General features: G+C 40.2%; 21 protein-coding genes. 14 read left to right on the top strand and 7 right to left on the bottom strand.

The features are described from left to right. Window positions 1-293: 293 nt before the first annotated feature. The 7 genes from H562_RS15705 to H562_RS0102505 form a co-directional block, all read right to left on the bottom strand. Complete coding sequence (locus H562_RS15705) at window positions 294-572, bottom strand: hypothetical protein (RefSeq protein ID WP_185096056.1); 279 nt, start codon at window positions 570-572, stop codon at window positions 294-296. Between the two features lie 256 nt (window positions 573-828). Further along, window positions 829-1608, bottom strand: a complete 780-nt coding sequence (locus tag H562_RS0102535) for a toprim domain-containing protein (protein WP_316928497.1) — start codon at window positions 1606-1608, stop codon at window positions 829-831. Between the two features lie 476 nt (window positions 1609-2084). After that, on the bottom strand, window positions 2085-3182 hold the full coding sequence (locus H562_RS0102530) for a hypothetical protein (RefSeq protein WP_027376072.1): 1098 nt from the start codon (window positions 3180-3182) through the stop codon (window positions 2085-2087). A 286-nt stretch (window positions 3183-3468) separates the two neighbouring features. Next, a complete protein-coding gene (locus tag H562_RS0102520; RefSeq protein ID WP_219729256.1) occupies window positions 3469-4104 on the bottom strand; it encodes a hypothetical protein in 636 nt (211 codons plus the stop codon). 85 nt (window positions 4105-4189) lie between these two features. Next, entirely contained in the window at window positions 4190-4444 is a 255-nt protein-coding gene (locus H562_RS0102515) for a DUF3853 family protein (RefSeq protein WP_027376070.1), read from the bottom strand. Further along, entirely contained in the window at window positions 4444-4728 is a 285-nt protein-coding gene (locus H562_RS0102510; protein ID WP_027376069.1) for a DUF3853 family protein, read from the bottom strand. Before H562_RS0102510 ends, H562_RS0102515 begins: the two co-directional genes overlap by 1 nt. A 2-nt stretch (window positions 4729-4730) precedes the next feature. Beyond that, window positions 4731-4949 carry a hypothetical protein gene (locus H562_RS0102505; protein ID WP_034690458.1) on the bottom strand — a complete coding sequence of 73 codons (219 nt, stop codon included), beginning with the start codon at window positions 4947-4949 and terminating at the stop codon, window positions 4731-4733. A gap of 115 nt (window positions 4950-5064) precedes the next feature. On the opposite strand from H562_RS0102505, the gene H562_RS15305 reads away from it, so the two are divergent. The 14 genes from H562_RS15305 to H562_RS14520 all read left to right on the top strand — a co-directional run bounded on the left by H562_RS15305 (window position 5065) and on the right by H562_RS14520 (window position 22578). Further along, window positions 5065-5514 (top strand): hypothetical protein, encoded by a 450-nt coding sequence (locus tag H562_RS15305; RefSeq protein WP_156831947.1) that lies wholly within the window; start codon window positions 5065-5067, stop codon window positions 5512-5514. Window position 5515: 1 nt separating this feature from the next. Next, entirely contained in the window at window positions 5516-6190 is a 675-nt protein-coding gene (locus H562_RS0102495) for a hypothetical protein (RefSeq protein ID WP_027376066.1), read from the top strand. Between the two features lie 14 nt (window positions 6191-6204). Continuing rightward, window positions 6205-7473, top strand: a complete 1269-nt coding sequence (locus tag H562_RS0102490) for a site-specific integrase (RefSeq protein WP_027376065.1) — start codon at window positions 6205-6207, stop codon at window positions 7471-7473. A gap of 920 nt (window positions 7474-8393) precedes the next feature. Continuing rightward, the gene (locus tag H562_RS0102480; RefSeq protein ID WP_027376063.1) at window positions 8394-8780 is read left to right on the top strand and encodes a hypothetical protein; all 387 of its coding nucleotides are present in this window, start codon (window positions 8394-8396) and stop codon (window positions 8778-8780) included. A gap of 23 nt (window positions 8781-8803) precedes the next feature. After that, window positions 8804-9427, top strand: coding sequence for a DUF3347 domain-containing protein (locus H562_RS14525; protein ID WP_034690455.1), 624 nt, complete (start codon window positions 8804-8806; stop codon window positions 9425-9427). Between the two features lie 14 nt (window positions 9428-9441). After that, complete coding sequence (locus H562_RS15820) at window positions 9442-10725, top strand: efflux RND transporter permease subunit (RefSeq protein ID WP_027376062.1); 1284 nt, start codon at window positions 9442-9444, stop codon at window positions 10723-10725. A 2-nt stretch (window positions 10726-10727) separates the two neighbouring features. Beyond that, window positions 10728-12686, top strand: coding sequence for an efflux RND transporter permease subunit (locus tag H562_RS15815; RefSeq protein WP_027376061.1), 1959 nt, complete (start codon window positions 10728-10730; stop codon window positions 12684-12686). Between the two features lie 18 nt (window positions 12687-12704). Further along, window positions 12705-13952 (top strand): TolC family protein, encoded by a 1248-nt coding sequence (locus tag H562_RS0102460; RefSeq protein WP_027376060.1) that lies wholly within the window; start codon window positions 12705-12707, stop codon window positions 13950-13952. Then, window positions 13949-15199 (top strand): efflux RND transporter periplasmic adaptor subunit, encoded by a 1251-nt coding sequence (locus H562_RS0102455; protein WP_233701962.1) that lies wholly within the window; start codon window positions 13949-13951, stop codon window positions 15197-15199. Before H562_RS0102460 ends, H562_RS0102455 begins: the two co-directional genes overlap by 4 nt. Window positions 15200-15210: 11 nt before the next feature. After that, window positions 15211-16416 carry an efflux RND transporter periplasmic adaptor subunit gene (locus tag H562_RS0102450; protein ID WP_027376058.1) on the top strand — a complete coding sequence of 402 codons (1206 nt, stop codon included), beginning with the start codon at window positions 15211-15213 and terminating at the stop codon, window positions 16414-16416. Window position 16417: 1 nt separating this feature from the next. Further along, window positions 16418-16870 (top strand): heme-binding domain-containing protein, encoded by a 453-nt coding sequence (locus tag H562_RS0102445; protein ID WP_027376057.1) that lies wholly within the window; start codon window positions 16418-16420, stop codon window positions 16868-16870. A gap of 18 nt (window positions 16871-16888) precedes the next feature. Continuing rightward, window positions 16889-17452 (top strand): DUF305 domain-containing protein, encoded by a 564-nt coding sequence (locus H562_RS0102440; RefSeq protein ID WP_048499414.1) that lies wholly within the window; start codon window positions 16889-16891, stop codon window positions 17450-17452. A gap of 37 nt (window positions 17453-17489) precedes the next feature. Continuing rightward, window positions 17490-19616 carry a heavy metal translocating P-type ATPase gene (locus H562_RS0102435; protein ID WP_027376055.1) on the top strand — a complete coding sequence of 709 codons (2127 nt, stop codon included), beginning with the start codon at window positions 17490-17492 and terminating at the stop codon, window positions 19614-19616. Between the two features lie 7 nt (window positions 19617-19623). Further along, window positions 19624-22578, top strand: a complete 2955-nt coding sequence (locus tag H562_RS14520; protein WP_456236130.1) for a multicopper oxidase domain-containing protein — start codon at window positions 19624-19626, stop codon at window positions 22576-22578. The last annotated feature ends 100 nt before the right edge of the window (window positions 22579-22678 follow it).

Raw genomic sequence — 22678 nt, 5'->3', positions numbered from 1 at the left:
TGCATCGCGCCCCAGCGGTTTTTCCGCTCATTCATTCGCTTCGTCTCATTTCATTCCGGAACTTCCAACCTTTGTTTACTAGTGCTCTTTCGTGGCTTCGCTTCCTCATTCCGCAGCCACACCTTCCCAGAGTTTTAACCGTCGTTTACTCCGGAATTTTTCTTTACCTTTAGTTGATAAACGATAAAGCAATAAAATTCGGTTTCCGCACTCCTTCCATCACCAAAAGAATTTCTGCCCGTACTTCCCCAAAGATTTATCCACCATAGCCTGGGCTTTAAAGCCCCGAGTGGTTACGGCTGGATCACCAATCCTAAGAAAGCGATGTATAACAGAGTGTATAATGTGACTACGATAGGCTGCGTGCTCATTTTATTCGCCCTGACTTCTGCCTTTTTTGGTTCTCTTTTAGCTGATAGTTTTTTAATTTGATCTCTCTCGTTGGACCCTCGTCTGCTCCAGAAGCCATACATAAGTCCATCTTCGGGATTCCAGCCTTTCTTAAATTCAATACGATCCCACTCAACAGTTTCGCCCGTTAGAAGATTTTCAATGTTAATGGGTAATGCCATTTTTAAATTAAATATTTGAATCAAAGATAATGAAGAATATCACGTTTGCAAAATTGGAACTTATATACACTAGTTCATTATTATGAAATACAAGACAACAAGAAAATTATTCTAAACGTTTTCTTATAGGACATATTATGACATATGTAGCAGCAGAAATTGTAGGAACTTGTATATACTTGTATACACTAGTGTATTTACTCATTTACTTAAGTGCAGCATTAATTACTAATTCTCCTATACGTGCAATATAAAATTAATCGATGATTCTATTGGCACACCCCCACTCATTCAAATCCTTAAAATCCTCATATAAAATTGAGCAATCCTCCACATTCTCATATTTGTCGACAATCTTTTCGGTCAAAATACTTCCACTCAAATCATTATCCAGAAAAAGTACAATCTTATCATATTGCGCCAATTGTTTTTCAACTTTAAAGAACATCGCCGTGGAGTTCAGTATTAGAAAATCTGAATTTGAAAATTGAACATTTGGCAAATTTAGATAAGTAAGAAAATCAAAAAAACCTTCGAAAACGCAGACTTCATTTTTCTCCTTTTTGGGATTTTTTAGTAAGGTTACATCTTTTTTGCCTAAGCAGATTTTTGAATATTTATTTCGGATTTCAACTCCTCCAGAATTGTTGTAAAAGCCAATCCCAAAGTAATTCTTTCCTTTCATTTGATAGTGAACTTCTTTAACCAAATGCTTTTGATCATGTATTTTTCTTGACTTTAAATATTCAGCCAATGCCAAATGTTCAATCTCCTTAACTTCTAAAATTTCGTAATTTTTGCTTGTCTCAAGAATACTTGTTTGTGTTGATTGGATAGAAGTGTTAAATTTTTCTAAATATTGCAACGCATCTGAAACGGAACATTTACTTAGTTGCTGAACAATTGAAATCACATCGTAACTTTTTCCGGTCCCAAAATCAAAAGCTTTGTTTTGGGCAAAATCTACGCAGAGACTTGGCGATTTCTCTTCTCGATCAATCGCGAAATAGAAAGCGGTCTTTGAATTTTGCTTCACAGGAAATAGATTGAATGATTCCAGGACTCTTCTGATGCTTACTTTGTTCTTGATTTGTTCGCAATTCATTTTTTTCTTTTTTAAAGCAAATTTTAATGATGGACATCTTTTTAGATAATAAAAAACTTTTCTTTACTTTTAAATCTCTTTTAGTGAAACCATTTACAACCTTATAGCAAAGGTTTTACGCTAGTTCCGAAATGAGTCCGATTCCGAAAGTGACATGAGTCCAATTCCGAAAAAGAGATGAGCGCAATTCCGAGAAGAAGCCCTATCCTGAATGAGTGCAATTCCGAAACTATAGATAACGGCCTAAAAACTTATCCACAATTTCACTTTTTACATAGCAAAGAATGAGTCCAAATCCGAAAAGCATCACTCAAAATTTTAAAACTTGAATTTCATTAACTTCAGGGAGTCCAATTCCGAAATACAAAGGAGTTCAAATCCGAAATTGCATGAGTGCAAATCCGAATTCAAATTATGACAGGATAACCGTTTGGAAACAATTCACCCATTTTTGTCTTTGCATAATTCTTTTTTATGATGTTCTGAATTTCATTTAAAAATGGAAAACCTTGATAATCGGTTGATTTTTTTTTCAGCATTCTGTTCGTCTGTACAAATTCAAGAAATGCATTTTCAATTAAATCTCTGGTTTGTGCAATATTTCTGTAGTGGTAAAAAAACTGAACCATTTCACCTTCCTCTAAACCATATCTCTCTTTAAAATAATTCAACCTTCTTCTAACTTTTAACTGCTCTTTGGAAAATTTTGTAGCTTCATTAATAACCTGTTTGCTGCTGTCGTATGGATAAATTGTAATTAAATCTTTGTCGCATTTAAAATTGAAAGACAAATTGTTGTGTTTATTTAAATTAATTCTTGCGGGTTTTAAGAATTTGAAACAAAAATCATTGGCTGTTTTATAATTAAGTCCGAATTTTTTATTGAGTGTTGAAAGCTTTACAGATGTTCCCATTGGAGGAATTTTTGACAGCCATATTGCAAAGATTACGTGTTTGTTGTTTCGAATATTGTATACCAAATTGTATAAAACGTAATTATATTCGGGAATGACCATCAGTTTCTTTAACCAGTAACTACTTATTAAAAATGTTGTATATCCTCTAACATCATAGCTCGGAAGGGTTATTAACCCGCCAAAAGTCTTAATCTCCTTGCCTTTTGAGTTTTCAGATTTGTACCAACCCATTTTAAATTTTGTGAGAAATTCATAAGCCGCAATTACTTGTTTGGTAGATCCACTTGGGGAAATTTTATTGTTTCTGATTTTTATGGAAGCAAATGTGTTATTGTCTGTTTCAAACTCTTCATCGAATAATGATAGTTGGTGTGGACGGTCAGCTGGTCGAAATTGACTGTTTCCTATAATGGAAACAATGTTGAAAATAACCCGAAGCGCATTGATTGGAATGTCTGCTGCCTCGCTATTTTCGAAAATAAAATCGTCCACGAAATTATTTCCTAATCTTATTTTATCAGGAAATTTTTCACTTATACTCTCAAATTCTTTTCGGATTATTCGTAGATCCTTATTGGTATGAGCCATACATTGATTTCAAAATTCTCGATTAATTTGACACTTTTACCTATCTACATTTACGCTCTAATAAGATAACCCACTGGCTTTCCAGCGTTTTACAACCACCGTTCAAACCATAATAGCTGTAGCCATTTTCTGTTGTCTCGTTAAAATTCTTCTTTCTACTCTGTAATCACTGGAAATTTTCACTTTTTTAATTCTTTCATCTTCTACTGATACCTCGGTGATTGCTACTTTTTGACAAGTTTTTAATTTCTGTAATTTCAATCCTCAATATCTTTATATTAAAAGATCACTCTTCACTATTACTGCTAATTTTAATCCTCTTTATGGTTGGTATCGTAGGAATTAAGATCGTATTACTTTTTGAACTGCTTTGCAGATATGGCAATGAGTTTTTTATTGTGGATTTCCAATCGGCAATCGGGCGGTTAAAATTGTTTTTCCACCCATTGTTAATCCAATCGAGGTACTTCAGCTTCACCGGCTCATCTAAAGAGCTATCGTACATCTGTAATGACTTCACATAGGAGTAAACTTGCTCGAGCGTTGGAATTGGTGTTGATTTCCTTTTATGCAATCGCGTTTCTGGCGGCCATTTTTCAATACTGCGTTCTGGATTTTGTATTTTATGAACTACAGCGTCCGAAATCTTTATCTCCTTTTGCCTTTTACGTGTTTGGTGGACTCTTAGTATCGAAGTGTCTGCTGGCTTAGTTTCTGATTCTAACGTTTGAAATAAATAATCAGGAATGATTGTGTAAGTGCACGCAAGTCCGTTCTTTGTAACGTATTTTATAACTCCGGAGTTTTGAAGTTTCTCCTTGGTAACTTTTACAGTCTTTCTTGTCAATCCTAATTCTTTTCCAACTTTAATATCAGAAATGCTGACACTGTAACTATTTTGATCATGTCCTAGTTTTAACAAGTAGAAATAAATTAATAAAGCTGTAGAGCCCAATGGTTGACTTTTATTGTATTCCCAAAACCGCTGAATTAAATTATGGTAATTCCTAATCATTTTTTGCAAAAAGTTGAAGTGCTTTATCTTTATCTATGACGATAATTTTCCCATTCTGAACGATGGCATCGTCCAAGAGACCCGATCTTTTAACTTCAGAAGCTTTCGAAATTGAGCATCCAAGAATTTTTGCTAATCCTTTTAGTCCAAATTCATAGTTCTTTTCAGCATTAATCAGTTTTGAAACCTCTAAGAATTCTTCAACAGTCAGCTGCCAAATTGGAGTTTTGGGATCGATAATTCTCATCACGTTCTATTTTTGAAAAGCTCCAAAGCTTTTTCCGAATCGATAATTATTTTTCTACCGTTCTGGATGATCGCCTCATCAAAAATTCCAGTACCTTTTAGTTTTCCAGCATGATTTTTTGAACAACCCAGTAGATTTGCCAATCCAGATAAGCCGTAAACATATTTTGTTTTAATATCAGTAAGTTCACTGGCAGCACGTTCAATCTTCGTCGATCTGGAATCTAATATATCTACCAATTCCCCTATTGTCAGTTGCCATATTGGTTTATTGAAGTCCTCCATTGTTAAATCGGGTTTAGTTGTCTATCGTAAAAAATTTCATTTTCTGTAAATCCTTTTTCTTTGTAAAATTGAACAGCGATAAATAATGTTAGCTTATTGCTGTTTCGTTTTGCCAATCCCAATACCGACTGTTGCTGAATACCAAGTCTTTTAGCCAATTCAATACTAAAAGCATTTTCACTTAAAATTTTTTCAATAATTTTTCCACTTACTTTCTGCATTCCAATTATATTTTAATATAAATTATTTACTATATTTGTATTGCAAGTACAAAGCAAATATAGATATTATTCTATATATCACCAAAAAATAATGATAACGTTCAATATTACTGATATGACAATCACTGAAAGATTACAGAAGTATATGGTACACAGAAATTTAAATGCAAATAAAATGACGGTAGATGCGGGACTGTCTGTAGGATTAATTGGCAGAGCCATAAAAAAGGGTTCTGGGTTAAATTCTGAAACTATCGAGAAAATCCTTCTTACTTATACCGATTTAAATCCAGAATGGTTTATTTCCGGTAATGGAGAGATGATTAGAACTAACAATCAAACTATAAACAGTAATGGTTCAACAAACAGTGTAAACAGTAATATCAATGGAAATATTAGTGGTAATATAAACATTTCTCATAGTGAGTTTTCCGGTATGATTGAATTGCAAAAAGGTTGTCAAGCACATCAGGCAGAGTTAGCAGATAGATTAAGAGCAAGCCAGGATCAATTAACAGAATGCATGAAGCAGGTCACTTTAGTTCTAGAACTTTTAAAAAAATAAAATGAAAAGAATTATACTTCTAACCTCACTTGTCTTATCGGGAACTTTCTTTGCGCAAAAGAAAAAAACAAGTCTTAACAACTGGCAAAATAAAGACACCGAAACTGCAAAGAAAATTTTTTCGAGATATGGTGAAAAATCAAAATCTGCTGAGGAAATAAAAAAAGAACTTACCAGATCACAAAAAATCATAAAAATTGAAATCATCAACCAGGGGGATTGGGATCAATTAAAAGAAATTTCTTGGTTTCGCTTTGTGAAGGTCAATGACGGAAATTTTGACCAAATAATTTATTCTGAAAATTTAGACTTGATAGCAAATTCCTCTCATACTAATAATTGGAAGGACGAAAATGGAAATGTAAGTTTTAGATCTGTATCTGAACCTCTGAAAATCTCGCAGGAATTCAACGGTAAGAAGAATGAAAAAGGGCAATTGAATACGCCGTTAACAGAAACACAAATCTATGAAACCACCTTGCCAATTTTCTCATTCTCTTTCCAGATTTACACCCACCGAAAAGATAACAACCCAGCGATTTCAACTAATCTGTCAAAAACCATCAATATTTATGCAGACAATAAATTAATTAAAACATTTACATATGCTTACGCAGATTTAAGAAAAGTGAGCGGTATCTCTTTAAAGGACTTCAATGTAAACGAGGCGAAATAATAAAAGCAATAACAATGGAAGTAAAATATCATGCTCAGTTCTTACTTGATAAAGAAAAAGATAAACCTACTGCAAAAATTCGTTATAGAATTAAGTGGGAAGATAATATTGTGGCTTTTAATTTAGGTTATAGGGTAGAAATTGACAAATGGAGCCTCGAAACTCAACGCTGTAAAACCAATACAACGCATGGTGACAAGAGAGTTAGCGCATCAATCATCAATAAAAAAATCAAACAATTTGAATCGGTTTGCGAGAAACTTTTTCGCAAATTCGAAATCGAAAATTCTACACCTGAAAAAGAGAACTTTAAAAACTTGTTTAATCTTGAAATAGGCAAAAAAGCCGTAGTTCTGATTGAACTAGATAAAACTTTGTTTGAACTATTTGATGTTTTTACGAAAGAAGAGTCTTTGCTGAATCTATGGTCTATTAAGACACAGGCAAAAATGAAAACTTTCAAAAAGCATTTGAAAACATTTGATGAAAATCTAAGTTTTAAATCCCTGGATGAAAACAAATTAATAAAATACCAATATTTTTTACAAGATGATCTAAAACTCCAAAACTCCACAGCCTTAAAAAATTTTTCGTTCCTCCGGTGGTTTTTAAGATGGGCGACTAAAAAAGGTTTTAATGAAAACAAAGCATTTGAACTTTTTAAACCGAAGCTCAAAACTATTCAGAAAAAGATAATTTTTCTTACTCAACCCGAGCTAAGTAAATTGAAGAATTTTGACATTCCAAAAGAGAAAAAATATTTAGAAAGGGTGAGAGATGTTTTTATGTTCCAATGTTTTACCGGTTTGAGATATTCGGATGTAGAAAATTTAAAACGAAGTGACATTAAAGATAATTCCATCGAAATAATAACAGTTAAAACTTCTGATAGTTTAATTATTGAACTTAATGATCACAGCAGAGCAATACTTGAAAAATATAAAGATGAAGTATATGAAAAATCTAAAGCTTTGCCAGTGATTAGCAATCAAAAAATGAATGAATATTTACGGGAACTAACGGAATTGGCAGAAATTGATGAACCGATTCGCGAAACCTACTATAAAGGTAATCAGAAATTCGATGAAGTTTCCCCAAAATACGCGCTTATGAGCTCTCACGCCGGGAGACGAACTTTTATCTGCAACGCTTTGGCTTTAGGAATTCCACCGCAGGTCGTGATGAAGTGGACAGGTCACAGTGATTATTCTGCAATGAAGCCCTATATTGATATTGCAGATCAAACTAAAATAAATGCGATGGCAAAGTTTAATATGCTGTAATCTGATTTAATCTGATTTTGTTTCCGGTAGATAATTATGTGATCTGTGAGGTCTCTCTGTGGAATAACACTACAAGAACGTCTTTCGCGAAGCACATGATTAATAATAAATAATGGCTTACCAAAATACTTTTTCTAACTTATCACCGCGAAAATTTTTGCAATGCAGTAAGGATTCAGAAGATGAAATTAAATTTAGCGGGCTGCGGTCCGCTTTTTCATCACAATCTTCAATTAAGTTAAAAATAATTTCCTATATTTGTACTGTTTTACTTTATAATGCAAGGAAATTTAAAAACTTTATTGCTTTCCCTCACACTCGCGTTATTTCTGGCGCCGGGGATTTCCTTAGCCTGCAGTAAAAAGAACAAGCAGATTTTGAAATCAGAGGCTCATGCCGAAACTTTCATTAAACAGTCATTCGCGAAATTTCATCCGTCTTGCGACAGCGGCGATTGCAAAGATGAGTGCTGTCACCCCCAATCTCACAATTGTCAAACGGAAGGATGCTCAGGAAACTGCAGCGGCAACCTTTGCAGTTCTGCTCAGTACACTGTTTTTGCGGACAATAAATTTTTAGAGGATTCTAAAAATGGAATGTCCGGTTACTATGACAAAAATTCTAATTTCTATTATCAGAATCCCCTGTACTCAGGTGGATTCCATACCATTTGGGAACCGCCCAAAATAGGTTAATACCTTCTATTACATCCCGTATTATGTCCGGTCGTGAAGTGTTTTGGCACTTTATCCCTGATTATTTAACGGCGCTGTATTTCCCTTCGAACTGCCACTTCTCCTTTAAGAGTAAATTTCACAAAAGAATTTTCTTTTTTGAGCAAGGACACCTTGAAGATTAGGATCTTCGTAAGCAGTTTCTAAACACGGAGGCTCAAAAATTAACCTATAATCTAAAATTTAATGAAGAATATTCTTTTGGGAATACTCGCTTTTATAGCAGTATTCCTCGTTTCCTGCACCAATACAAAAGCAGAAAATACCCAAATTACCAATGCACAGTTTAAGACGGGCGACATTGTTCCCCACGACCAGGTTTGTATGGTAAACAATGCCTACATGGGCAAAAAACAGCTCGAAGTAAAACATGATGGTAAGACGTATTACGGCTGCTGCGAAAACTGCAAGCTCAGAATCCCGCAGGAAGAAAACGCACGCATGGCCTACGATCCTATATCTCATCAACTCATCGATAAAGCAACCGCTATTATTGCAATCTCCGATAAGAATGATAACGTCGTGTACTTCGAAAATAAAGCAAACTACGAAGCCTTTTTCAATAAAAAATAAATAACCTTTAAACTTATAAAAAAATGAAAACAGTATTATTCAGCCTTTTGGCCATCGGCACATTTGCATTCACTTCTTGTAAAGAAAATAAAGAACAGAAAAGCACCACTGAAACATCCATGCAGCATGACATGAGCACAATGTCCGACAGTGTAGCGATGGACAATATGCCTATGGACGCAAAGGTAACCGTAATCGACGCAAAAAAAACTTCCGCTGATCTTTCGGAACTTTTTTCCCATTACACCCACCTTACATTCGCTTTGTCCGGAGATGATGATAAAGAAGCGGTAAGTGCAGCAAAAGGGATCCTGGCCTCCTTTCCTAAAATAGAAAAGAGCGGGTTTTCCGCTGAACAGAAGAAAGAATTTGCTGACCTCGAATCAAGCATCCGGGAACACGCCGAGCACATTGCAGATAATGCCGGAAAAATTGATCATCAGCGCGAACACCTGGACATAATGAGTGCAGATTTTTACGACCTACTGAAGGATTTCGGAACTCCAAAACCGGTGTACAAAATATTCTGCCCAATGTTTAATGACAACAAAGGAGCATTCTGGCTTAGCGATTCACGTGAGGTGAAGAATCCCTATTACGGCAAAGAAATGCTGTCGTGTGGCGAGGTTCAGGAAAAGATTAAGTGAAAACATACTGAACCATGATTCAAAATTTAATTAAACTGTCCCTCCGCAACAGGTATTTCGTTTTGCTAATTGCAACCGGCCTTTTTATCTGGGGTATTTTTGCGGTAAGGGACAATCCCATCGATGCGATCCCCGATCTGAGTGAGAATCAGGTCATCGTTTTTACAGAATGGATGGGCAGAAGCCCCCAGATTATTGAAGATCAGGTTACTTTCCCACTGGTCAGCAACCTTCAGGGCATTCCTAAAATTAAGAACATCCGGGCTTCTTCCATGTTTGGGATGAGTTTCGTATATGTCATTTTCGAAGATAATGTGGACATCTATTGGGCCAGAACGCGGGTAATGGAACGGCTCAACTATGCCCAGCGTTTACTCCCGCAAGACGTTACGCCTACTCTCGGACCGGATGGCACCGGTGTAGGTCACGTCTTCTGGTACCATTTCGATGCACCCAAAATGGATTTGGGAGACCAGCGCGCCCTCCAGGACTGGTATGTAAAGTTTGCGCTTCAGACGGTTCCCGGTGTGGCGGAAGTGGCCTCCTTTGGCGGTTTCGAAAAACAGTATCAACTCATTGTAGATCCAGTAAAACTGCAATACTATAACGTCTCCCTGATGGATGTGATGAACAAAGTGAAAGCCAACAATAATGATGTGGGCGGACGTAAATTTGAGATGGCCGATATGGCCTACATCATTCGCGGTCTGGGTTACATCAAGAACGTAGCCGATATCGAAGAAATTGCTTTGGGAAATTACAACGGTATTCCCGTGCGGGTCAAAGATATTGGCTCTGTACAGATGGGTGGTGATCTGCGTCTGGGTATTTTTGATGCAGACGGTGAAGGCGAAGTCGTGGGCGGTATCGTGGTGGCACGGTATGGCGAAAATGCGGATAAGGTCATCAACGATGTGAAAGAGAAAATGAAGGATGTAGAAAAAGGCCTGCCCGAAGGCGTCACTTTCAAAACATCGTACGACCGCAGTACTCTGATTGAAGGGGCAATCGACAATATTAAAACCAAGCTGATCGAAGAGATCATCGTGGTCGCCATCATTGTTATTCTGTTCCTCTTTCACTGGCGAAGTGCATTCAGTATCATTATTCAGATTCCGGTCACCATTGCCATCAGCTTTATTCTGCTCAATGCGTTTGGACTTTCATCCAATATCATGTCGCTTACCGGAATTGCACTGGCAATCGGGGTGATCGTAGATAACGGAATTATCATGTCTGAAAATGCGTATAAAAATCTCTCCGATTGGCAGAACCATCATCAAAATAAAAACCCATAACAATGAAAACCAACTGGTTAAAAAATATATTCAGAAAGAAAGATAAGGAGAAAGACAGTTACGTTAAAATTCCCGAAGACATTCGGATGAAGATTATCGAAAAATCATCCTTACAGGTATCCAGAGGCGTATTTTTTTCTACGGTGATTATCGTGGTTTCTTTTCTCCCCGTATTTATGTTGACAGGTCAGGAAGGTAAACTTTTTCACCCCCTGGCGTTTACCAAAACCTTTATCCTGATCGTTGATGCAATCCTGGTGCTTACCCTTGCACCGGTGCTGATCTCCTTTTTTATGAAGGGTAAATTTAAGGACGATAATAAAAACCCAATAAACAGGGGCCTGGAGCGGGTGTACGAACCCATCATTCGCTGGTGCATGGAATGGAAAAAAACGACCCTCGGAATCAATATTCTTGCCCTTCTCATCAGCATCCCTTTAATTATGAACCTCGGCCGTGAGTTTATGCCGCCCTTAGATGAAGGATCTTTGCTCTTTATGCCGGTCACTTTGCCTGATATTTCCAACTCCGAAGCTAAAAGATTACTGCAGGTACAGGATAAAATCATTAAAGGAGTCCCCGAAGTGGATCATGTCCTCGGAAAAGCAGGAAGAGCCAACACAGCGACAGATAATTCACCCATTTCAATGATTGAAACCATTATTTTGTTGAAGCCTCAGGACGAATGGCGCGACGGCCTTACAAAAGATGATCTTATTAATGAATTGAATGCCAAACTGCAGATTCCGGGCGTAACTAATGGCTGGACTATGCCGATTTCCAACCGGATCAATATGCTTTCCACAGGGATTAGAACTGACGTTGGGGTGAAGGTGTATGGACAGAATCTGGATAGTATCGCGGTCCTTTCCGAAAAAATAAAAAAGGAACTCACCGGTATTGAAGGAATAAAAGACATGTACGTAGAACCGATTACCGGCGGAAAATATGTGGATATTGAAGTGAAACGCGAAGAAATAGGAAGATACGGCCTAAGTGTGGATGACGTAAATGCCGTGGTGGAAAGTGCCCTCGGCGGAATGAAACTCACCACCACCGTGGAAGGCCGACAGCGCTTTTCGGTAAACGCCAGATACGGCCAGGATTTCAGAAATAATTTGGAATCTCTGAGAAGACTCCCAATGCAAACGATGGAATTTGGTTCCATCCCCCTGAGTGCAGTGGCCGACGTTCGCCTGACTGAAGGTCCTCCAATGATCAATTCGGAAAACGCAATGTTGCGCGGAACCGTTCTGTTCAACGTGCGTGACCGGGATTTGGGCAGCACCGTAGAAGAAGCACAGAAAAAACTCAACAGCATGGTCACCAAAATGCCCAAAGGCTATTTCGTGGAATGGAGCGGCCAGTATGAAAACCTGATTCGCGGCGAGCAGACCTTAAAGATGATTATGCCCCTCGTATTAATCGTGATCTTTCTTTCCATGTACTTTGCATTCAATTCTTACCGTGAAGCTTTCTTTAATCTCATCAGTATTCCTTTTGCCTTAATCGGCGGTGTCTTTATGATTTCGATTTGGGGCGTCAATCTCTCTGTAGCTGTAGCAGTCGGCTTTATTGCACTGTTCGGACTTGCGGTAGAAACCGGAATTGTGATGGTCATTTACCTGAACGATGCCATGATTCAGCTTATTGCCAAAAATGGAAACTCACGGGAGACCATTACCAATGAAGAACTTCGTGAATATGTAATCAATGGTGCAGCCAAAAGATTAAGACCTAAAATTATGACCGTGTGTGTCACCCTCTTCGGACTTGTACCCATCCTTTGGAGCCACGGCGTGGGAAGTGATATGATGAAACCAATCGTATTACCCATGGTCGGTGGCGTTTTTACTTCGGCAATTCACATCCTTTTGGTAACACCTGTTATCTTTTATATGCAGAAAGAGTGGGAACTGAACAAACTGGGGAAAATCGACGTGCTCGACGCTTCCCATTAATCCTTAAATGATTACAAAATGAAAAAATTCATAATAACAGCAGTACTTGCTTTGCTTTGCACCACCAGTTATGCTCAGCGGATGCCGTTGCCGGCTGTAATGGACAGTATTGCAGCCAACAATCCTGTGGTTAAAATGTATAATGCGGAAGTCCGGTCAATGGACGCTGCAGCCAAAGGCGCAAGAAGCTGGATGCCACCAACCGTTGGAGCCGGGTTGTTTATGACACCTTATAATCCAAAACTCTGGCAACGCGATGGCGACATGCTCGGCATGGGTTCCGTAGCAGTTTCTGTGGAGCAGATGTTTCCCAACAGAAGGAAACTTGATGCCAACGAAAATCTGATGAAGGCAATGTCTTCTGTAGAAAAGGAAAAACTCTATGCCAACCTCAATGAAAACTTTCAGGATGCGAAAAAACTATATTACAGTTCAATCGTCCTGGATAAAAAGCTGAAGGTCGTAAAGGAAAACGAAAAGATGCTGGATTTCATGATCAGAAACGCCGAGATCCGGTACAAAAACGGACTCGGTAAAATATCAGCCTATTACAAAGCGAAAGCTGCGCTTGGCAGTTCCAAAAACATGCAGCTCATGTACGAGAACGACCTTAGGGTGAACCGGATTCGTCTAAATGCCCTCATGGGAAGAGACGCGCTCGCACCGCTGGAGATTGAACCGGAATACAACCTGAATGACTATTCTCTCGATACTTTTGGTCAGGATCTCTTTTATCAGAACAGAAGTGATCTTCGCGGCATTGATAAGGAAATTAATATTGCCAAACTGAAACAGGATCTGGAAAAACAGAATCTAAAGCCGGAATACGGAGTGAAGTTCGAAAACATGTTCGGTTTCGGCGGCCAACCCATGCAGTTTTCCCTTATGCTGATGGCAAAGCTGCCTTTCGTGTCCTGGGCTTCAGGCATGAGTAAAGCCAATATTGAAAGCCTGAAACTGAAAGAAGAAGCCTTGCAGGCACAGAAAGAAATGATGGTAAACGAATACAGTGGAATGGCCTACGGAATGCGCAATGAACTGGATCTGAATAAAAATCAGCTCAAACTCTATGAAGACACCATCATTCCGGCCTTAAAAAACAACTACAAATCCATGCAGTTGGGCTACGAGCAGAATACGGAAGAACTCTTCATGTTGTATGATGCCTGGGAACAGCTGAATATGACCCAGTTGGAATATTTCGATATCCTTACCAAAGCACTGCAGACGCAAACTGAAATTGACCGCTTAATTGAAAGAAGATGAGAAAGCTAATAATGTACACCATGCTTTTGTTGGCTTTAACGGCCTGTGATAAAGTGAAGTTCTGGGAAGATAAGCACACAGCAGAGGCGGCAATGCACACCTACACTTGTCCGATGCATCCGGAAATAATCTCAGACAAACCCGGTCAGTGTCCCAAATGCGGTATGGATCTGGTCCTGAAAGATGCTCCTGCTAAAAAGGAAGAAGGGATTAAACTCGACGATTTGCTGAAACCCACCAATGAATTTGTCGTCTCGGAATTGCCGGTCGTAAATTTAAAAAAGGAAAATATTCCCACCACCGTTGATGCTTTAGGGACGGTGGAATACGACACGCGGCAGATTGGCAGTATTTCGTCCCGCGTAGCTGGAAGGATCGAAAAACTCTATGTGCGGTACAAATACCAGAAAGTGTCCAAAGGGCAGCGTATTTTAGATATATACAGCCCGGAACTGTTAACCGCGCAGCAAAACCTGCTCTTTGTTCTGAAAAATGACCGCTCAAACAAAACAATGATCGATGCCTCACGGCAGAAACTACTTCTTTTGGGAATGCCTGCTTCACAGATTCAGAAAGTTATCCAGAGAGGAAAACCTGATCTCACAATTCCGGTTTTCAGCAATTACAGCGGACATATTCAGCAAGCAGGAGCGGCAGGAAGCATGGGACCCGCACAGCAACCCGCACCGGAAATGGAGGCTACCAGTGCGGTGACCGCTGAATTACCGCTGAAGGAAGGAATGTACCTGCAGAAAGGACAGAATATTTTCAGTGTCTATAATCCCAACAGAACCTGGGCCCTGATCAATATTTTTTCTGAAGATATTGGCTTGGTCAGCAAAGGACAGTCTGTAATGGTCATTCCGGAATCCAATCCGAACAGCCGCTTCAAAGGAACCATAGGTTTTATTGAACCCTTTTTCAGGCAGGGCAGCAAAACCGTAACGGCGCGCGTCTATTTTGATAATTCCACCGCAAAAATTCCTGTTGGAAGTCAGGTTAAAACGGAGATTATGAGCCACAATAGAATGGCAGACTGGCTTCCGAAATCAGCGGTGGTTTCATTGGGCATTGATAAAATCGCGTTCAAAAAAGTAGAGGGCGGTTTTATTGCCCATAAAGTTGTTACTGGCGCTGTGGTAGGGGATAAAATTCAGATCATAAGTGGTTTGCTTCCTGAAGATGGTGTTGCGGAAAACGCACAGTACCTTATGGACAGCGAAAGTTTCATAAAAATTAACAGATAAAAATTGATAAGATGAAATTCAATATTTTAATGTTGGCCTTGCTGGTTTTTCTTTACTCCTGTAAAAAGGAAGAAGATCCTCATGCGGGTCACGATATCTATTACACCTGTTCCATGCACCCACAGGTGGTATCTGACAAACCGGGAAAATGTCCCATTTGTCACATGGATTTGGTACCGGTGGAGAAGAAAAAGAACGCGGATCCCAATGAACTCATCCTGAATGACGAACAGATTAAATTAGGAAATATAAAGACACTCGCGCTTTCTGACGGTTCCATGGCCGATAAACTCACGCTTACCGGAACACTCAATTTTAACCAGTACCAGATGCAGGCGGTCAGTTCCAGAGTAATGGGCAGAGTTGAACGTTTGTATTATAAAAACATTGGCGATTTTGTTCCGAAGGGGGCGCCGCTGGTCGATATTTACAGTGAAGAACTCAACAATGCAAAGCAGGAATATCTGCTGGCACTGGAAAGACGAAAACTTTTCGTCGGCAATACATCCATTGATTTCGATCAGTTGCTCCAAAGTTCCCGTAACAAGCTTTATTTATGGGGAATGTCGGAAAACCAGATCAAACAATTGGAAAAATCAGGAAAAGCTACGCCTACCACTACCGTGTTCAGCAATGCAGCCGGGTACATCACCGATCTCAGCATTGCCGAAGGCGATTATCTTGCCGAAGGTGGCACCATCGTGAATCTGGCAGATCTTTCATCGCTGTGGGCGGAGGCGCAGGTTTATTCTTCTCAAATGTCACTCCTTCAGAAAGACAGCAAAGTCACGGTGTATATACCGGATATGGATAATTTGAAGATTAATGGGAAGATCGATTTTACAAACCCTGAAATAAGCGCCTCCAGCAGGATAAATCTGGTTCGCATTTCCGTGCCCAACAAAGGAAACCTGCTGAAACCCGGAATGCCGGTATATGTTCTGGTGGAAAACAAATCCCGCGATGGTCTTTCAATGCCTGTGGATGCGGTAATCAGGGATGGTAAATCCTCCACGGTCTGGGTGAAAACCGCGAAGAATACCTTCGTAAACAGAATGGTGGAAACGGGTCTGGAATATGAAGACAGAATTGAAATCACCTCTGGAATTAAAGCAGGTGACGAAGTAGTGGTTTCGGGGGCCTACCTGCTAAACAGTGAATACATATTCAAGAAAGGAGTCGATCCAATGGCGGGTCACGATATGAGCACCATGTAATATGAGAAAATTGAATATCATAGGTTGGCTGTCGGTGATCGTGGTGGCGGTTGTATTAGCCATTCACTTCATACCGGTGGAGCGTAATGTCTCCACCGTTCCGGCAGGTCAAAGTTTTGAAAGAACCGAAAAGGTGCCCGCCAACGTGGCTGCAATACTTAAAGTTTCGTGTTATGACTGTCATTCCAATAACACCCGCTATCCGTGGTATTCGGAATTGCAGCCAGGAGCATCGTTTATGGCTCAGCATATTAAAGAAGGCAAAGAAGAACTCAATTTTGATGAGTTCAATGATTATTCAAAAAGACGTAAAAAAGCGAAAATAAAAAGCATCATCAGCCAGATTGAAAAAGACGAAATGCCCTTGAAATCGTACCGCATGATGCACGGAGGTTTCAACTTATCAACAAAGGACAAAAAGGAGCTGCTCGATTTTTTTAATAAACTTAACTAACTTTTAAAAACGCAAAATATGGAAAATTCACAACACAGCCACAAAGTTTCTCGGAACCATGACGCCTCGGGGGAAACTCATTCTACACAGAATACGGATTCAAAAAAAGAAGATGGGCAAATGGGTCATAGCGGCGCATACAAAAAACTTTTTTGGATGCTTCTGATTTCCTTTGTATCGATGTTTATTTTAATGTATGCGATGGTCGATCGGTTAGCCAACGTAATTCCCAATATCAATCAGTTTTATATGGCCGGGCTCATGGCTTCTCCTATGTTGATCATCGAACTGCTGTTAATGGGAAAGATGTATCCCAATAAAAAATTCAACAAAGTCCTGATAGGTGTCGGTGTGTTGTCGATGGTGCTGTTTTGGTCTGGCATTCGGCAGCAGACCGCCGTTGGAGATATGCAGTTCTTAAAGTCAATGATCCCGCATCACGCCGGTGCAATCTTGATGGTTGAAGAAAGTAATTTAGTTGATCCGGAAGTCAGAAAATTGGGCGAGGAAATTATCAAAGCACAGGAGGAAGAAATTGCTGTCATGAGGGCGAAAATTAAGGAACTTCAAACCCGGAAGTAATCTCAAATAGCAGAATTGAACGCAAAAAAATTAAATTATGAAAAAATACACCTGTCCCATGCATCCCCAGATATTGAAGGACGAACCGGGGAAATGTCCGCTCTGCGGAATGAACTTAATTCCATTGGGAGGAACGGCTCAGGCTGTAAAAGAGCAGCACGGCCAACATCATCAGAATCATGATCATCACACAGAATTAGAAGGTTCTGGGGCGGGATTTGACAAACATGCGGGTCATCATACACCGGATTTCCTGAAGAGATTCTGGATTACACTGGTGCTTTCTGTTCCGGTGCTGCTGCTTTCACATATGATTCAGCAGTGGCTTGGTTTCACCATAGTTTTTCAAGGCGATAAATACGTGCTGTTGGTTTTAGGAAGTATTATTTATTTCTACGGTGGAATGCCTTTTTTAAAAGGGTTTTTGGGTGAAGTGAAAGCCGGAGCTATTGGGATGATGACGCTCGTTGCTTTGGCTATTACTGTAGCTTATGTCTATTCCGTTGCAGTCGTATTCGGGCTGCCGGGCATGGATTTCTTTTGGGAGCTCGCCACCTTAATCGTCATCATGCTGCTTGGCCATTGGCTCGAGATGCGTTCACAGATGGCTGCTTCAAAAGCGTTGCAATCTCTAGTTGCCTTACTACCAAATGACGTCACCGTCGAGCAGAACGGAAGTCCGGTTAAAATAAAACTGGAACAGCTGAAAAACGGAGATACCGTAATCATAAGACCGGGCGAAAAAGTCGCCGCAGACGGTCTGATTGTCGAGGGCAGTTCCTATTTGAATGAAAGTATGCTTACCGGAGAAAGTGTTCCTGTAAGAAAAGAGTCCGGCGGAAAGGTAATCGCAGGGGCTATTAACGGAGACGGGGCTTTAAAGATAAAAGCAACAGGGGTTGGAAAGGATTCGTACCTCAATAAGGTCATAAATTTGGTTCAGGATGCGCAGGCAGCAAAGTCGAACACTCAGAATCTGGCGGATAAAGTAGCCAAATGGCTTACTATAGTAGCAATTGTGGTGGGAGTAGGAACTTTCGCTTACTGGTACATCACCATGGGAGATTTGGCTTTTGCTCTGGAACGGATGGTAACGGTAATGGTAACGGCCTGCCCTCATGCTTTAGGAGTGGCAATTCCTTTGGTTGTGGCCATTTCCACTACGCTTTCAGCTACAAATGGTTTACTCATCAGAAACCGTACAGCTTTTGAAACAACCAGGAACTTATCCACCATAATTTTCGATAAAACCGGCACCCTTACGAAAGGTTCCCACACCGTGCAGAAAATCATTCCTCTAACGGAACACTATTCGGCAAACGATTTACTCCAGTATGTAGCGGCAGTGCAGCAGAATTCCGAACATCATATTGCAAAGGGAATCATGCAGACCCTCGCCGAAAAAAAACTGGACTTATGGAAGTCAGACAATTTCCGCTACATGCAGGGAATTGGAGTTACAGGAATGGTAAGTGGTAAATCGGTAGTCGCGGCCGGTCCTAATTATTTTGTTCAAAACAATAAACAGGTACCTGCCATTCCGGAAGAAATCAACCAGGATGCAGAAACAGTGAACTTTATTCTGATTGATGACGTGCCCGTGGGTATTGTTTCTTTAGCAGATACAATTCGCGAAGGCGCAAAAGAAGCCATTGACCAATTACGCAGCATGAACATTAAATCATTCCTGCTTACAGGCGATAACGAAAAGGTAGCGGCAGCGGTGTCGAAGCAGTTAGGGATGGATGGATATTTGGCCAATGTACTTCCGCACCACAAACAGGAAAAAGTAAAAGAATTCCAGGACAAAGGAGAAATCGTTGCCATGACAGGAGACGGCGTAAATGATGCACCGGCTTTGGCAGCAGCAGATGTAGGCATTGCAGTTGGCAGTGGAACTGATGTTGCTGCCGAAACCGCAGATATTATTCTGGTCAACAGTGACCCTCGTGACGTCGTGAAAATGATAGATTTTGGAAAGAAAACCTACAGCAAAATGATTCAGAATCTCGTATGGGCAGTGGGCTACAACGTCGTGGCTATTCCACTTGCTGCAGGTGTTCTGTATCCCACATTTGTCCTGAGTCCCGCCATGGGCGCAGTGCTGATGAGTGTCAGCACCATCGTGGTCGCACTTAATGCAAGTTTGTTAAAAATTAAATAATCACAAGATGAAATATATATTTTCGCTCTTTCTATTTATGGCAATGTCCATAAACAGTTATTCACAGAGCACCAAAACTGTGTACACCTGCCCGATGCATCCGCAGGTCGTGAAATCAGCACCCGGTAACTGCCCTATATGCGGAATGAGTCTGGTGAAGAAAACCGTTGCCGTAAAAAAGCCACAGGCGAAGCCAGCACCCGTGGTGAAGAAACCACAACCGGCTCCCGCTCCCGCCAAAAAGGCAGCAGTAAAAAAGGTGACACCTCCGAAAGCTAAGGCCATTCCTGCAAAAGCAGTGGCGAAACCTGCAGCTAAGCCGAAAGCGGCGGTCAAAAAACCTACGGCACCCAACGTTAAAGCTGCTGCAAAAGCAACCGATTCAGTACCCGTGCATCAACACGTGGAGCCTAGGACGGACGCCGCTCAGAAAGAAATGGTGCACAAAACGTTTACCTGTCCGATGCACCCCGAAGTGGTTTCTGATAAACCCGGAAAGTGTCCGAAATGCGGGATGAACCTCGTCCCAAAAAACGAAAGTGAGCAGCACACTGCCCCAGTCAATAAACAGGCAGATCCCACTTCAGATAATCATCAGCATGAAGCTACGCAAAAAAAATATACCTGTCCGATGCACCCCGAAGTGAGTTCAGATCAACCGGGCAAATGTCCGAAATGTGGAATGAACCTGGTGCTTAAGGAAGATCATTCAAAAATGGATCACAGCAAAATGAATATGGAAAGTATGGATTCAACAAAACCTGTTTTGCCGCTTCCAAAAATTAAATATACTGACGAAAAAAAGAAAACCTATCACCTGTATGTAAAAGATACGCTCGTGAATTATGCCGGAAAACAAAAAAGAGCAATCGCAGTTAATGGACAGATTCCCATGCCTACGCTGAACTTTACTGAAGGAGATATCGCAGAAATTGTGGTTCATAATTTAATGGATGAAGAAACTTCCCTCCACTGGCACGGCCTGCATTTGCCGAATAAAGAAGATGGCGTTCCATGGCTTACCCAAAAACCAATTCCGCCCCATTCTATCTATACCTATTCTTTTCCGATTATCCAGAGCGGAACGCATTGGTACCATTCGCATTCCGGCCTTCAGGAACAGATTGGGATGTACGGATCTCTTATTCTGGAAAAACGGAATGAAGATCCCACCTACCGGAAAGGAATTGATGATCTTCCCACTGTAAACCTGATATTAAGTGAATGGACAAACATAAATCCTAACAATGTTCAACGAATGTTACGAAACGCAAATGATTGGTTTGCCATCAAAAAACATACTACACAAAGTTATTCCGAAGCCATTAAAGAAGGTCATTTCAAAACAAAGCTCACCAACGAATGGAAAAGAATGCTTGCAATGGACGTTAGTGATGTATATTACGACCGCTTTTTAATTAATGGAACCTGGGATCAGCAACTGTCACAGTTTAAAACAGGTGATAAAGTTCGGTTGAGAATTTCTAATGCAGGAGCTTCCTCTTACTTTTGGCTTACCTATGCAGGCGGCAAAATCACTGTCGTGGCAAACGATGGAAACGATATTGTTCCCGTGGATGTAGATCGTTTAATAGTTGGGGTTTCAGAAACCTACGATGTGGTGGTTACCATTCCTCAAAAGGATCTTTCTTACGAGTTTATGGCAACCCCCGAAGACCGTACAAAATCGGTGTCTGTTTTTCTCGGTGAAGGTAAAAAAGAGCTGGTTGCACCCCTACCGAAACTGAAGTATTTCGAAGGAATGAAAATGATGAACGATATGATGGATATGAACGGAAATATGAAGGATATGGGCATGAACATGAGCCTGCAGAAAATGGATATGAACAGTGTGATGTATCCGGAAGTTACGGGAGACGGCAAAGCCGAAGATCATTCAGAAATGCAGATGGTCGACGATCATTCCGTGCACAACATGAGCAGTTCGGAAATCACCACGCTCAACTACAATATGTTAAAATCTCCTTATGACACCTCACTCCCTAAAAAAGCGCCGGTTCGCGAAATGACTTTTACCCTCACGGGAAATATGAACCGTTACGTTTGGAGTATGGATAACAAGGTCCTGGCCGAAAGTGATAAAATACTGGTAAAAAAAGGAGAAGTTTTACGCCTCAAACTCGTTAATAATTCCATGATGAGGCATCCGATGCACCTTCATGGTTTCGATTTCCGTGTAATCAATGACAATGGAGTACAGTCTCCACTGAAAAATGTATTGGATATCATGCCGATGGAAAGCGATATCATTGAATTTGAAGCAAAAGAAGACGGAGATTGGTTTTTCCACTGCCATATCCTATACCACATGATGGCAGGAATGAACCGTGTTTTTGCCGTTGGCGACTATCAGAATCCTGAACTGCCTGATAAAAATGCCGCCTACAAAAAGCTTCAGCGCGAAAGCAACATGCTTCACTTATTTGCAGAAAATGATTTTGCGTCTAATGGTAATGATGGCCAGGTGATGGTTCACAATACCAGATGGAATATAGGAACCGAATGGCGTTTGGGCTATAACGGTGAACATGGCTACGAAGTAGAAACACATATCGGAAGATATGTAGACCGAATGCAGTGGTTCATGCCGTTCGTTGGCTTTGATTACCGATACAGAACAATGGGCAGTCACGAAATTGAAAAAAATATCTTCGGACAGAAAAACACCAAAAACAAAAGAGCCACCTTTTCTGCTGGTTTTGTTTACACGCTGCCAATGCTCGTTAATTTCCAAACCGAGATTTTTACGGACGGTATTGTAAGGTTACAGTTGTCCAGAGAAGATATTCCGTTATCACCTAGAATGCGCGGTGCATTTATGGTAAATACTGATAAAGAATATATGGCTGGTTTAAAATATATTTTAACCCGAAACGTCGCAATTTCTACTCACTATGACAGTGACATGGGATGGGGAGCAGGATTTACTCTAACTTATTAAAAAGTGTTTACTTAATATTTAAAATTAACAGAAAGGTGCGGCAAGGCGCCTTTTTGTTTTTTATAGTTTTTTAACGCTTTCTGTATTTGTAACAAACAAT

Source organism: Kaistella palustris DSM 21579 (assembly GCF_000422265.1).
Taxonomy (GTDB): domain Bacteria; phylum Bacteroidota; class Bacteroidia; order Flavobacteriales; family Weeksellaceae; genus Kaistella; species Kaistella palustris.
Note: the sequence above shows the minus strand (reverse complement) of the source record. Positions and strands in the feature narration are given on the sequence as shown.

Bases quoted from the DNA above. Each gene is read 5' to 3' on its own strand.
- H562_RS15705 (WP_185096056.1), bottom strand. From the start codon at position 572: ATGGCATTACCCATTAACATTGAAAATCTTCTAACGGGCGAAACTGTT.
- H562_RS0102530 (WP_027376072.1), bottom strand. From the start codon at position 3,182: ATGGCTCATACCAATAAGGATCTACGAATAATCCGAAAAGAATTTGAG.
- H562_RS0102515 (WP_027376070.1), bottom strand. From the start codon at position 4,444: ATGAGAATTATCGATCCCAAAACTCCAATTTGGCAGCTGACTGTTGAA.
- H562_RS0102510 (WP_027376069.1), bottom strand. From the start codon at position 4,728: ATGGAGGACTTCAATAAACCAATATGGCAACTGACAATAGGGGAATTG.
- H562_RS0102505 (WP_034690458.1), bottom strand. From the start codon at position 4,949: ATGCAGAAAGTAAGTGGAAAAATTATTGAAAAAATTTTAAGTGAAAAT.
- H562_RS15305 (WP_156831947.1), top strand. From the start codon at position 5,065: ATGACAATCACTGAAAGATTACAGAAGTATATGGTACACAGAAATTTA.
- H562_RS0102495 (WP_027376066.1), top strand. From the start codon at position 5,516: ATGAAAAGAATTATACTTCTAACCTCACTTGTCTTATCGGGAACTTTC.
- H562_RS0102490 (WP_027376065.1), top strand. From the start codon at position 6,205: ATGGAAGTAAAATATCATGCTCAGTTCTTACTTGATAAAGAAAAAGAT.
- H562_RS0102480 (WP_027376063.1), top strand. From the start codon at position 8,394: ATGAAGAATATTCTTTTGGGAATACTCGCTTTTATAGCAGTATTCCTC.
- H562_RS14525 (WP_034690455.1), top strand. From the start codon at position 8,804: ATGAAAACAGTATTATTCAGCCTTTTGGCCATCGGCACATTTGCATTC.
- H562_RS15820 (WP_027376062.1), top strand. From the start codon at position 9,442: ATGATTCAAAATTTAATTAAACTGTCCCTCCGCAACAGGTATTTCGTT.
- H562_RS15815 (WP_027376061.1), top strand. From the start codon at position 10,728: ATGAAAACCAACTGGTTAAAAAATATATTCAGAAAGAAAGATAAGGAG.
- H562_RS0102460 (WP_027376060.1), top strand. From the start codon at position 12,705: ATGAAAAAATTCATAATAACAGCAGTACTTGCTTTGCTTTGCACCACC.
- H562_RS0102455 (WP_233701962.1), top strand. From the start codon at position 13,949: ATGAGAAAGCTAATAATGTACACCATGCTTTTGTTGGCTTTAACGGCC.
- H562_RS0102450 (WP_027376058.1), top strand. From the start codon at position 15,211: ATGAAATTCAATATTTTAATGTTGGCCTTGCTGGTTTTTCTTTACTCC.
- H562_RS0102445 (WP_027376057.1), top strand. From the start codon at position 16,418: ATGAGAAAATTGAATATCATAGGTTGGCTGTCGGTGATCGTGGTGGCG.
- H562_RS0102440 (WP_048499414.1), top strand. From the start codon at position 16,889: ATGGAAAATTCACAACACAGCCACAAAGTTTCTCGGAACCATGACGCC.
- H562_RS0102435 (WP_027376055.1), top strand. From the start codon at position 17,490: ATGAAAAAATACACCTGTCCCATGCATCCCCAGATATTGAAGGACGAA.
- H562_RS14520 (WP_456236130.1), top strand. From the start codon at position 19,624: ATGAAATATATATTTTCGCTCTTTCTATTTATGGCAATGTCCATAAAC.